General features: G+C 73.8%; 9 protein-coding genes. All 9 read left to right on the forward strand.

What is annotated here, in order from left to right; translation table 11 throughout:
- On the forward strand, nt 1-1,499 hold a 1,499-nt coding region (locus tag VIW71_RS18085; protein ID WP_331623375.1), incomplete at its 5' end, for an amino acid adenylation domain-containing protein.
- The gene (locus tag VIW71_RS18090; RefSeq protein ID WP_331623376.1) at nt 1,492-2,763 is read left to right on the forward strand and encodes an ATP-grasp domain-containing protein; all 1,272 of its coding nucleotides are present in this window, start codon (nt 1,492-1,494) and stop codon (nt 2,761-2,763) included. The genes VIW71_RS18085 and VIW71_RS18090, both read left to right, overlap by 8 nt.
- Nucleotides 2,760-4,046, forward strand: coding sequence for an MFS transporter (locus VIW71_RS18095; RefSeq protein ID WP_331623377.1), 1,287 nt, complete (start codon nt 2,760-2,762; stop codon nt 4,044-4,046). Before VIW71_RS18090 ends, VIW71_RS18095 begins: the two co-directional genes overlap by 4 nt.
- Entirely contained in the window at nt 4,043-5,323 is a 1,281-nt protein-coding gene (locus tag VIW71_RS18100; RefSeq protein WP_331623378.1) for a condensation domain-containing protein, read from the forward strand. Before VIW71_RS18095 ends, VIW71_RS18100 begins: the two co-directional genes overlap by 4 nt.
- Before the next feature lie 163 nt (nt 5,324-5,486).
- Nucleotides 5,487-6,620 (forward strand): hypothetical protein, encoded by a 1,134-nt coding sequence (locus VIW71_RS18105; RefSeq protein WP_331623379.1) that lies wholly within the window; start codon nt 5,487-5,489, stop codon nt 6,618-6,620.
- Between the two features lie 171 nt (nt 6,621-6,791).
- A complete protein-coding gene (gene gntD, locus VIW71_RS18110; protein WP_331623380.1) occupies nt 6,792-7,784 on the forward strand; it encodes a guanitoxin biosynthesis L-enduracididine beta-hydroxylase GntD in 993 nt (330 codons plus the stop codon).
- Nucleotides 7,781-8,902: a capreomycidine synthase gene (vioD, locus tag VIW71_RS18115; RefSeq protein ID WP_331623381.1), complete on the forward strand. Its 1,122-nt coding sequence runs from the start codon at nt 7,781-7,783 to the stop codon at nt 8,900-8,902. Before gntD ends, vioD begins: the two co-directional genes overlap by 4 nt.
- A 6-nt stretch (nt 8,903-8,908) precedes the next feature.
- Nucleotides 8,909-10,744, forward strand: a complete 1,836-nt coding sequence (locus tag VIW71_RS18120) for an amino acid adenylation domain-containing protein (RefSeq protein WP_331623382.1) — start codon at nt 8,909-8,911, stop codon at nt 10,742-10,744.
- Nucleotides 10,741-12,906: beta-ketoacyl synthase N-terminal-like domain-containing protein (locus tag VIW71_RS18125; RefSeq protein WP_331623383.1), on the forward strand; the 2,166-nt coding region annotated here is incomplete at its 3' end. The genes VIW71_RS18120 and VIW71_RS18125, both read left to right, overlap by 4 nt.

A 12,906-nucleotide genomic window follows, 5' to 3' on the forward strand; every position in this document is an offset into this window, starting at 1 on the left:
CGACGCCCGACCGGGTCGCCGTCACCGACCCGCACGGCTCGATCACCTACGCGGAACTGCTCAGCGGCGCGGAAGCGGTCGCGGCCCGCTTACGCGCGGCGGGCGCGGCCCCGGACACGGTGGTAGCGCTGTGCGCGGAGCGCTCGGTCCCGCTCGTCACGGCGATGCTGGGCATCCTGCTGGCGGACTGCGCCTACCTGCCGCTCGACGCGGAGCACCCCACCGCCCGGCTGGCCCACATCCTCGCTGAGAGCGAGCCGATCGCGGTCCTCGCCGACCCCGAGCACCACGCCGCGCTGCACGCCGCCGGGGCCCGGCGAGTCACCGACCTCACCGCCGCTTGCCTGCCCCCCGTCCCCCCGCGCGCGGCGGGGGCGACCGCGGACGACACGTCGCTGGTGTACGTGATCTACACCTCCGGATCCACCGGCCACCCCAAGGGCGTCGCCGTGCCGCACCGCGGCGTGGTCAACCGGCTGCGCTGGGGCCAGCGGACGTACGAGCTGGGCGCCGACGACGTAGTGCTGCAGAAGACCCCGTACACCTTCGACGTCTCGGTGTGGGAGTTCTTCTGGCCGCTCACGGTCGGGGCGCGGCTGCTGCTGTGCGCGCCCGGCGCGCACCGCGACCCCGAGCACCTGGTGGACCTCGTGATCGCGGAAGGGGTGACCACCATGCACTTCGTCCCGTCCATGCTGGAGCCGTTCCTGCGGGAGCCGGGGCTGGCCCGGTGCACGTCGCTCCGGCAGGTCTTCTGCAGCGGCGAGGCGCTGACCTCGGCGCTGGCCAACCGGTTCACCACGGCGCACCCCGCGCGGCTGCACAATTTGTACGGGCCGACGGAGGCCTCGATCGAGGTGACAGCGTGGGAGTGCAGGCGACCGGAGCCCGGTGCGGCCGTGCCCATCGGCAGGCCGATCGACGGCGTCACCGCGTTCGTCGTGGACGACACCGGCGCGCCCTGCCCGCCGGGGCAATCGGGTGAGCTGTTGCTCGGCGGCATCTGCGTGGCGCGCGGCTACCTCGGGCGGCCCGACCTGACCGCCGCGGCGTTCGCGCCCGGCCCCGACGGCCGCACCGCCTACCGCACCGGCGACCTCGCCCGCTGGAGCCCCGACGGGTACCTCGAGTACCTGGGCCGCGCGGACCACCAGGTGAAGCTGCGCGGTCTGCGCGTCGAACTCGGCGAGATCGAGGCTGTGCTCAGCGCACACCCCGCGGTAGCGCACGCGGTCGTGTCGCTGCGCGATGACATCGGCCCGGCGAGCGCGTTGGCCGCGTACGTCGTCGTCACCGAACCGGTCGCGGTCGCCCACTTGCGCACACACCTGCGCGCCCGACTCCCGGAGTACATGGTGCCCAGCTACGTCGTGCCCCTGCGCGAGGTCCCGCTCACCAGCAGCGGCAAGACCGACCGCGCCGCCCTGCCCGCCCCGGGGCGAGAGCACCGCATCGCCACCCTGGCCACCTTCCTCCCTGGGGCGGTGGCCCATGCCTGAGGTCCTGGTCGTCTACGGGCTGGGGTCGGCTGGACCGACCGACATCGCCGCAGCCGCCGCGGGCGTGGCCGACCTGGTATTCGCCGTGGACACCCGCGACGAGCACAGCGCCCGCGCCGCCGACCTGCTCGCCGAGATCGGCCCCGTCCACGACCTGGCCCACCAGGCCGCGGCCGACGTGGTGGCCGCGGTGGCGGGCTCGGTGGCAGGCGTCGCCACCTACAGCGAGACCATGCTCCCCGCAGCGGCGCGGTTGGCCGCGGCACTGGGGCTGCCGTTCCACTCTCCCGCCACAGCCGCCGTCCTGACCAGTAAGTCGGCGCAGCGCACGCGGCTCAACGCGGCGGGCGTCGGCTCAGTCCGACAGCGCCCGCTCACCGATCTGGCCGAGTTGGCCGCCGCGGTCGCGGCGGTCGGCCCGCCTGTGGTGGTCAAGCCGGACGCCGGCCAGTCGAGCCGCGACACCTATCGCTGCGACAGCCCGTCGGATGTGCCCGCGCTTACCGCGGACCTCGCCGCGTCCGCCGTCCCGAGCGACCGCTGGGTGGTGGAGCGGTTGCTCGTCGGCCGGCCCGCGGCGCCGGGCCGCGAGTGGCTGGGCGAGTGCTGCTCAGTGGAGACCGCGGTGGTCGACGGCGAGCTGTGGCACTACATGATCACTGACAAGCTTCCCCGCACGCCGCCTTTCCGCGAGACGGGCGACATGGTGCCCTCAGCGCTGCCCGCGGCAGACCAGGACGCCGTGCGCGACGTCGCCGCGCGGGCCATCGCGGCCCTTGGCGTCCGGCACGGCGTCGTGCACACGGAGATCATGCTGACCCCCGACGGGCCGGTGGTGATCGAGGCCAACGGCAGGCTCGCGGGTGACCTCGGCAGACTGCTGCGCCGCGCCCCCGGCTTCGACCCCGCGCGACTCGTGCTCGAAGTCGCGCTCGGCTCGTTCGGGCCCGGCGGCCCCGGCCGACCGCCGGTCGTGGTGCCGCACCCGGTGTTCATGTGGTCAGTGCTGCCACCGACGCGGCGGGTCGCGGTGAAGTCGGTCGCGGGGCCGTCGCACTTCCGCGGCCTGGACGGGGTGTGGGCGGTGGACCGCCCGGTCCGGCCGGGGCACGTCGTCGACTGGCGCCGGGGCACCCGCGAGTGGATCTTCACGGTCTGGATGGAGGCGCCGGACCTGGCCGCGGTGCCGGACCGGCTCGACGCCGTGCGGCGGGCCGCGGCGACCTGCGTGGAATACGACGAGCTGACGGGCGGGACGCGATGAGCGGGCGAGCCGAGCGAAAGAGGGAGGGGCTGCTGGCCACCCTGCGCCTGCCCCATGGGCTGCCGAGGGCGCTGCTGGCGATCACCGTGGTCTACGCGCTGGGATCGGGGTTCTACAGCGCGGGCAGCGTCATCTTCTTCACCGCCTACGTGGGACTTCCAGGCACGGATGTGGCCCTGGGCATGTCGATCGCCGCGCTGGTGGCGTTCGCGCTGCAGATCCCGCTGGGCAGGCTCGCGGACCGCGTCGGGGGGCACCGCGCGTGGCTGCTCGGCAGCGTCTGCCAGGCCGTGCTCTTCGGCGCCTACCCGTTCCTGCGCGGGTTCTGGCCGTTCGTGGCGGCGATGTCCGCCGTCGCGGTCGCGGCCGCCCTGGGCATGCTCGGCCGCGGCCGGTACCTGGGCGAGGCCATCCCGGCCGAGTACCGCATCCGGGCCAACGGCTATCTCCGCTCGGTGCTCAACATCGGCTTCGCCATCGGCGCGGCCGGCTCGGGCGTGCTCGCGGGCCTCCGGTCACCGGGAGCCCTCATCGCGCTGGTGGTGATCAACGCGGTGGCCTTCGCGGTCGTGTCCGCGGTGCTGCTCCGCCTGCCCGCCGTCGACACCCGCCCCGGCAAGAGCGCGCGCTCGGGACGAGCCGCGTTGACCGACGCGCCGTTCATCGCCGCGTCGGTGCTCGCAGGCCTGTTCCTGACCAGCGACATCCTGCTCACCGTCGTCCTGCCGCTGTGGATCCTGCAGGGTGTCCACGCGCCCGCCTGGCTGATCTCGGCCAGTTTGCTGGTCAACATGGTGATGGTGACATTCCTGCAGGTGTGGAGCACGCAGAGCATCGACGACGTCCCGACCGGTGCGCGCGGGCAGCGCCGGGCCGGGCTGCTCATCGCGCTCGGCTGCGCGGTCGTGGGGGCCACCGCCTACACCTCGCCGCTGGCCACGATCGCGCTCGTCGTCGCCGCGGTTGTCGTGCTGACCTTCGGCGAGATGCTGTCCTCCGCGGCGTCGTGGGCGTTGTCCTACGGGCTCAGCCCCGCCGACCGGCGCGGCGAGTACCTCGCCGTCTACGGGTGGGGCGCCGACCTCACGCTGATCGCAGGCCCCGCGGCGATGACGGCGGCCGCGCTCGCGTACGTCCCCGGCGGCTGGATCGCCTTCGCCGCGCTGTTCCTGGTGCTGGCGATTGCCACCGGCCCGGTGGTGCGGTGGGCCATCCGCACGCGCCCGACCGAGCCGGACCCAGCGCGGACGGCCGACCCGGCCCATGTCGGGGGCGTGGCGTGAGAACTTATCCCGTCCTGGAGAACCAGCGACGCCGCTACGCGGGCTACCTCGGCGGCGACCTGTCCTTCAACGCCGCTGTGGTTTACCGGATCGAGGGCGATGTGATCGCCCCACGGCTGGTGCGGGCCATCCGCACCGTGTTCGACCGCCACATCGGCTTGCGCACCAGGCTGATCGCCGACGACCCGGCCGAGCTGCGGCAAACCGCGGTCGACACGCCGTGCGAGGTGCTGCTGGAGGAGGTCGACGCGGAGCTGGCCGACCACCACCTGTGGGAGGCCCGCGTGGACGAGCTGGTCGACATGCCGTTCGACCTGCTTGCGGGCCCTGTCGGGCGCGGCTTCGTGGTGCGGCTGCGCGACGGCGTGGTGTTCGGCGTCGCGGTCGACCACGCCTGCGCCGACGGCTACAGCATCGGGCTGCTGACCCGTGAGATCGCGGCGGTGTACCGCGGTGAGCCGCTGGCGCCGGTGGTGGGCGACCCGTTCGCCTGCGCCGAGCGCCAACGCGACTTCCTCGCCTCAGCCGAGGCCGACGCGGGCCGCGCCCACTGGGCCGGGGTGTTCCAGGACCGGCCGCTGGCCGAGGCGCTGGCCCGGCCAGTCGCGCCGTTCGCCTGCGGCGACCGCGGCAACGCGGCGCTGGCCGCGGTCACGTTGTCGGCGGCCGATCTCCGGTCGGCCTGCGCGCGGCACGGGCTCACGCCTTACCTGCTCACCGTGTCAGCGGTCGTGATCGCGCTCGACGCGATCTCCGAGGAGGGCGACGTCACTGTGCTCTCGCCCTACGTCGGGCGGTCGAGCGCCGACGAGCTCGACGTCATCGCGTGGCTCGCCAACATCGTGCCGCTGCGCGCCCGGTTCGACCGAGACGCCGCATTGGGCGAGGCGTTGGCAGCCATCAAAGCAGGCGTCTACACCGCGCTCGACGAGGCGCGGCTGCCGTTCAACCTGATGCAGCAGCTGCCGGGCCTGGAGTTGCCGGGCTGGCACCCGTGGGCGTTCGTGGACTGCCAGGAGCAGGCGTCGCTGTCGTTCGGCGGGGTCGAGGCGACCGAGGTGGACATCGTGTCCAGCAGCGCCCGGCCGGGTCTGTGGGCCGTCTCCACGGTCAGCCCGGACGGGTTCACGCTGCGGCTGCGTGTCCCGGGCTCGCCCGAGGCCGTGGACCACCTGACTCGGATCGCCGCGGTGGCCCGAGCGGTCCTCACCGCGGCGGTGGGTGGAGCCGACGCCCCGGTTGCTACGTTCCGCCGCCTGCCTTCGGGTGTTTCATGACGATTCGCCACCCGCCGAAATGCTCGCGCAATCCAGGTGGCTCGCCGCCTCGGTTATCCACGAATTGGCGCGCCGATACTGAACTGCTTGGCCGGGGGCGCCGTCGACAATTTCTCACCTCTGTGTGCCGCTCCGGCACACGGTCGCCGTACAGGAGGGGTTTATGGAGTCGGTGAGCAGCGAGGATTGGGGTTCGCCCCACTTGCCCGAATGTCCCGCCGTGAGTGTTGACGGCCAGTCCCTCGTCGCGATTCGCGACACGATGACCAGCCTGTCCCCCGACGAGCGCACGGAACAGGCCCTCACCGCGATCCTGGCAGGCTGGCGCGGGGATCGCGCGAGCGTCGACCCGATCGGCGCGATCCGGGACGTGCTGGACGACATCCGCGCGCTGCCGCGCGGCGCGGGGCGCCTCGCGGCGATGAATACCTTCGTCCGCACCCTCGGCGAGGCCGAGGCGCTGGCGACATTCCTCGACATGATGCGCGACTCCGCCGAGCGCCCGGGCACCGCCGACGAGGAATTGACGCGCTTTTCCCGCAATGCGCGCAAGCATGCCGTGTACGGCTGGGCGGGACAGACGCTGTTGCTGTTCTCCGGATTCGAGCCGACCGAGGCCACGGTAACCCCGGAACCGGGCGTGCTGGAATTGATGGGCGAAAACCCTCCGGCCGCGGTGTGGGGACTGAGCATGCACATCTGGCAGCCCAACCCGAATGCGAAGGGCTTTTCGTCGGGAGCCCGCATAGAGGAAGGCGTCATCGTCGAGCCGCCGCACTCGCACCCATTCGACTTCGCCTCGATGGTGAGCACCGGCGTCATGCGCCAGTCCATCTACGCCCAAGCCTCCGCGACCCCGGGCTGCGAGGGCCGCTACGACGGCGTCCGCCTCGAGCACGTCGACGGCGTGTGGCCGGAGCACCAGTACCGCGCGACGTGCGAGCTCTCCACCCTGGAGAAGAGCGTCGAACTGACCGCGGGGGACAGCTACTACCTGCCGTGCGACGTGATCCACGACGTGGAGTTCGACGCGAAGGTGGCGACGGCCACTCCCGCGGTCTCGCTGTTCCTGTGCTCCGAGGCGGTGGTCAAGCCGCACGTCTACATGGCCGCGACGATGGCCGACGCGCACGACGCCAACCCGGCGCTGAAGGCGCAGGGCGGCGCGCTGACGCCCGAGGCATGGCAGGCCAAGCTGGCGGCGGTGTCGGCGTACCTGCGCGGGCAGCGTTCGACGCTGTCCCTCGACGACATCGTCGACTACGACGGCGAATACGCCTTCTTCCACTCCGCCTGAGCGCGCCGGCGTCGCCGGACCCGCCACCGCTGCGGGCCCGGCGATGCGGGGCGCGGCTGGGAGGGGGCAGCGCCGGGCGACGGCCCGTCGCGTTCGGCAGGCAACGAAGCAGGCGAGGCGCGCGGAAGCGGTGCGCCCGCCGTCGGACACAGGGAACGGAAGTAGGGAAGCATGCTCTCGCTGAACCAACAGGAAGCCGAGGAGATCTCCGGTCTGCTGGCCGAGCTCCGCGACGACTTCGCCAGCGCGGAGGAGCCGGAGTTCTTGCTCGACGCGCCGGTGCACGCCCGCAGGCTGCCCCGGCGCGTGCAGGACCACCTCAACCGGTTCCGGCGGGAGGAGCCGGGGTTCACGGTGATCACGGGCCACCGGGTGGACGACACCGTGGTCGGGCCGACGCCGAGCCACTGGAACCAGCTCGGCACCCCGTCGCCGACCCTGGACCAGGACTTGCTGCTCGTGCTGTACGGGGCCCTGCTGGGCGACGTGTTCGGCTGGGCCACCCAGCAGGACGGCCGGATGGTGCACGATGTGCTGCCGATCAAGGTCAACGAGGGCCAGCAACTCGGCTCGGCGGCAGACGTGCTGCTGGACTGGCACACGGAGGACGCCTTCCACCCGCACCGACCCGACTGGGTGGTGCTGGCCTGCCTGCGCAACCCGACCGACACGCCTACGACCATCGCCACCGCCGACCACCTGCGGCTGTCCGATGAGGACGTCGCCGTGCTGTTCGAGCCGCGGTTCCGAATCCTGCCGGACAACTCGCACCTGCCGCAGCACAACTCGGCCCCCGGGGTCGACTTCGGCGCGGTGGAGCGGATGTTCACCGACGCTCCGTCCATCCCGCTGCTGTGGGGCGACCCGGACCGGCCGTACATGCGGGTGGACCGCTCCTTCTGGGGCGTCGCCGACCCGGCGGACGTGACGGCCGGCGCCGTCCTGGAGCGGTTCACCGACGCCATCGAGGCGCAGCTGCGCGAGGTCGTGCTGCGGCCGGGCGACTTCTGCTTCCTGGACAACTACAAGGTGGCGCACGGCCGCAAGCCGTTCCCCGCCCGCTACGACGGCACTGACCGCTGGCTCAAGCGCGTGTGCGTCACCCGCGACCTGCGCAAGTCCCGTACGGACCGGCCGCACCTGTTGAGCCAGGTGCTGGGATGAACCTGCTGTTCGAGCCCGCGCCGCTGGAGGACTGGCTGCGGGACTACTACTTCGAGGCGAAGGCCGACATCAGCTCCAGTGGGGCGGAGCCCTACGGGCTCGGCGAGGCGCTCGACCTGCTGGCGGTCGACCCGCGGGAATTCGCCGGGATCTCGTTGCGCGACAGCAGGTCCGCAGGCGCCGACGTGCTGCGCGACCTCGTGGCCGAGCGCGCGGGAATCACCGACAGCGGGCGCGTCCTGGTAGGCAATGGATCCACCGAGGCGCAACTGCTGGTGATGGCCGCCACGCTCGCCGCGGGCGACGAGGTGGTGGTCGTGGATCCGGCGTACCACACGCTGGTCGCCACGGTCAGGGCCATCGGCTGCCGGGTGACGAGTTGGCCGCTGCGGCCCGAGAACCGGTTCCGGCCGGACCTGGCCGAGCTGCGGAGGCTGGTCACGCCGCGAGTGAAGATGATCATCGTCAACTTCCCGCACAACCCGTGCGGCGTCACCCTCACCCACGCCGAGCAGCGCGAGCTGGTCGAGATCGCCGATCGCAATGGGTGCTACCTGTTCTGGGACGGCGCCTTCGAAGACCTCGCCTACGACGCCCCGCCGCTGCCGGCTGTGTCCACGATGTACGAGCGCGGGCTGAGCTTCGGCACCATGTCGAAGTCGTTCGGCCTGCCCGGGCTGCGCGTCGGGTGGGGCATCGTCCCGCCCGAGGTGGTCCGGCGGGCGGTGCAGGTCCGCGACTACACGACGCTCGCCCTGTCGCCCGTGGTCGAGTTCATCGCCGAGCGGGCGCTGCGCATGCCGGAGCGGCTGCTGGCGCCGCGGCTGGGCATGGCCCGCGAGAACCGCGAGACCGTGCGCGAGTGGCTGGCCGCGCACGACGGGCTCGTCTCGGCCGACCTGCCCCAGGCGGGCGTGCTGCTCTTCCCCGCCCTGACCGGGATGGCCGACACGAGACCGTTCTGTCATCGCCTGATGCGCGAGCACGGCGTGCTCGTCGTGCCCGGCGAGTGCTTCGGCGTACCGGGACACGTGCGCGTCGGCTTCGGCGGCAGGCCCGCCGACCTGCGCCGCGGGCTCGACGCGCTGTCCGCCGCGCTGCGCGCTGGGGAAGGCTGAGCCGCGGTGGTCGAGTTCCCGGACATGTGGTGGCGTTCGGTGGAGCGCTTCCCGGACCGCCCAGCTCTCGTCGCGGTGGACGCGGTCGAGACCAGCTACGCGGCGCTCGACGGCGAGGCGCGTGCCTTCGCCGCCAGACTCGCCGAAGCCGGCGTGACCACGGGGCACCTCGTGGGCCTGCGCACCGGCGACCGCCGCCGGTTCTGCGTGGCGCTGCTGGGCTGCTGGCTGACGGGGGCGATACCCGTGCCGCTGAGCGCGTCGGCCCCCGACGCCTACGTCGCGGACGTGGCGGGCCATGTCGGGGCGGGCCTGCTCGTCGAAGACGACGACACGGCGGGGGACGGGCTCCGACTGCGCGGCGCCCCCGCGCGCCGCGAACCCGGCCTCGCGTACGTGATGCACACGTCCGGCTCGACCGGGCGGCCGAAGCCGGTCGCCCTGGCGCACGGGCCACTCGCCGCATACTGCGACGCCTTCGCCGAGGCCACCCGCCTCGGCCCCGACGACCGGTTCCTCCAGCTCGCGCCGCTGACCTTCGACGTCGTTTTCGAGGAGCTGCTGCCGATCTGGGCGGTCGGCGGCGCGGTGGTGCTCGCACCCGAGACCCCAGAGGACCCGCGCGGTCTGCTCGCCGACATCGAGCGGCGCGGGGTCACCGTCGCGGAGCTGACCACCGTGTACTGGCGGCTGCTGGTCCGCCACGTGGGGGCGACCGGCGCGCCGCTGCCCGCCCGGCTGCGCCTGCTGCTGGTGGGCGGCGAGCAGGCCGGGGTGGACCTGGTCGAGCGGTCGCTGGCGCTGGGGCTGCCCATCGCGCACGTGTACGGCGTGACCGAGGCGGGCATCACCTCCACCATCGAGTTCCACGACGAGCCCGGCCCCGGCGCGGACGTCTCGGTGGGGCCGCCGCTGTCGAACTCCACCATCCACGTGGTCGACGCGACGGGCGCCCCGGTCCCGGCGGGAGAGACCGGCGAAGTGTGGATCGGCGGGGCCAGCCTGGCCGACGGCTACCTGGGCGATCCCGCGGCGACGGCGGCCCGCTTCGTCGCGGTCACGGGCGGCGGTCTGCCCGCGGGTCGCTACTACCGCACCGGCGACGCGGGCAGGCTCAGCGCCACCGGCAGGCTGGAAGTGCTGGGACGGCTGGACGACGAGGTGAAGGTCAACGGCATCCGGGTCGACCTCACCGAGGTCGAGGCCGCGCTGGCAGCCTCGGCGGACGTCGCCGCCGCCGCGGTGGTCGCTGTCCCCGGGCCGGACGGGACGCAGCGTCTGCACGGGTTTGTCGTGCCCGCCGCGGCCACCGACCCGACACCGGGCCTGCGCGCCGCACTCACCGCGGCGCTGCCCCGCCACCTGGTCCCCGAGTCGGTGGCCGCCGTGGAAGCGCTGCCCGTGACCGCGCACGGCAAACTCGACCGCCGCGCCCTCGCCGACCGCGTCGGCACGCCCGCGGACAGTGGGCCTGCGGCCGCGCACCCCGCGGCCAGGCGTGCTGGTGCCGGGCACACCGCGGCGGAGCACACCGCTGCCGAACGGCTTGTCCTCGCGGCCTGGACCGCCGTGCTCGGCACGCCGCCCGCGGGCCTGGAACAGAACTTCGCCGACGCGGGCGGCGACTCCCTCGCCCTGCTCGCCCTCGTCACCACGTTGCAGGAATCGGGTGTCGTTGTGACCTCGACGGACTGCCTGGCGCACCCGACCGTCCGCGCGTTGGCCGCATTCCTCGACGGGGGCACCCACCAGACGGCCGGGCACCGGGCGGACGACGAGCGCAGGCAGCGCCGTGAGCAGCACCTGCGACGGCGCCGGGCGGCGAACGGGTCCGTGTCGTGACCGCCGTCCCGCCGGACGCGATCGCCGTCGTGGGCATGGCCGTCCGCACACCCGGCGCGGCAGGCGTCGGCGCGTTCTGGGCGAACACCCTCGCGGGGACCGTGTCGGTGACGCGGCACACCGACGCGGACGGGGCGCTGCTGCGGGCCCGCGGCGAGCTGCCCGCGACAGCCGACTTCGACCCCGGCTTCTTCGGGATGTCCCCGCGCGACGCCCTCCTGCTCGACCCCCAGCACCGGCTGCTCCTCGAATGCTCGTGGGAAGCGCTCGCGGACGCGGGGGAGAGCGGGGACCGCGCGCGGACGGCGGTCTTCGCGGGCGTCAACTACAGCGGCTACCGGGAACTGCTCGGCCAGTCCACCACCCGGGTCAGCGCGGTGGAGTTCGACAGTGGGGTGGACAAGGACTTCGCAGCCACCACGACCGCGTACCGGCTCGGACTGCAGGGACCGTGCCTGACGGTCCAGACGGCGTGCTCGTCGTCCCTCGTCGCGGTGCACCTGGCCGTGCAGTCGCTGTTGGAGTTCGACGCCGACCAGGCGCTCGCGGGCGGGGTGTCGGTGGTGCTGCCGCACACCCCCGGCTGGCGGTTCGAGCCGCGCGGCATCCACAGCGCCGACGGCGTGTGCAGGCCGTTCGACGCCGCCGCCAACGGCACGGTCATGGGCGACGGCGCCGGGGTCGTGGTGCTGCGGCGGCTGGAGGACGCGCTCGCGGACGGCTGCCACATCCACGCCGTGCTGCGGGGCAGCGCCGTCAACAACGACGGGTCGCGCAAGATCGGGTACGCCGCCCCGAGCGTGGCCGGGCAGGCGGAGGTCGTGCGCGCGGCGATGGAGCGGGCGGGCCTCGACCCGGCCGACATCGGCTACGTGGAGACCCACGGCACCGGCACCCCGCTCGGCGACCGCGTGGAGTTCCAGGCGCTGCGCGAGGTCTACGTCGCCCGCCCGACCGAGGGGCCGCGGTGCGTCCTCGCCTCGGTCAAGGGCGCGATCGGGCACCTCGACGTGGCGGCGGGCGTGGTCGGCCTGGTCCGCGCCGCGCTGGCGTTGCGTGAGAAGACCCTGCCAGGCACGGCGAACCACCGCACACCCCCGGCCGACCTGGGGATCGAGAGCACCACGTTCGCCGTCCCGGCCACGGCCCAGCCGTGGCCGGACGGGCCCGGCCCGCGCCGTGCGGCGGTGAGCAGCTTCGGCATCGGCGGCACCAACGCGCACGTCATCCTTGAGGAGAACCACTGGGCGCCGCGTGCGCGGACCACCGCGTCGCCCACGCTGGCCGACGCCGGCTACCAGCCCCAACCCCACTGGCCCGTGCCGCGCGAGCCCGAGCCCGCCCGGTCCGCCGACCCCGCGGCCGTCAGCTACCACCGGGCAACCTGGCACGAGTGGACGCCTGACAACAGCCCCGCGGACCGGCCCGAGCCTGCCCGGGTGGTGCTGTTGGCCGACGCCGACGACACCGGCGACCGGCTGGCGGCGCACCTGCGCGCGGCGCACGGCGAGGTCGTCCGAATCAACGCCGAAGCCGTTGTCCCGCAAGCCGTCCCGGTTGACCTGGGCGCGACCGTGTGGCGCGGCGAGGGGCGCGTGCTGCTCGTCTGCGCCTGGGGGCTTGCAGACGATGAGCCGGCGCGGCGCGGCTACGACGCGCTCACGGCGCTGGCCGCGCTCTGGGGCGCCGACGACCGGCCGGCGTCCGCTGTGGACGCCGTCGTGCTGACGCGGGGCGCGCACGCGGTGACGGACACCGGGTCCGGTGACCTGGTCGTCGCCTCGATCACCGGACTCGCCCGCGTGCTGGCCGCCGAGTTCCCGACGCTGCGAGCGCGGGTGCTGGACCTGCCGTCGACGGCCGAGCCCGCGCTCGCCACCGCCGCGCGCGAGGCGAGCACGTGGCAGGCCGAGCCGCTGCTGGTCCTGCGGGGCAAGCGCTGGTGGCGACGCGACTTCCCGCCCGTCCCGGCGCCCGAGCGGACCGAGGGCGGCGGGGTGTCGGTCGTGCTCGGGCTGGGGCAGGTCGGCTCCGCTGCCGCGCGGGTCGCGGCACGCGCGGGTGACCGCGTGGTCCTCGCCGTGCGGCCCGGAGCCGTGGCACGGGCCGAGCGCTTCGCCCGCGACCTCCCCGGGCCGACCGCGCTGGTCGAGTCGTGCGAC

It is taken from the genome of Streptomyces sp., from assembly GCF_036524955.1.
Taxonomy (GTDB): domain Bacteria; phylum Actinomycetota; class Actinomycetes; order Streptomycetales; family Streptomycetaceae; genus Actinacidiphila.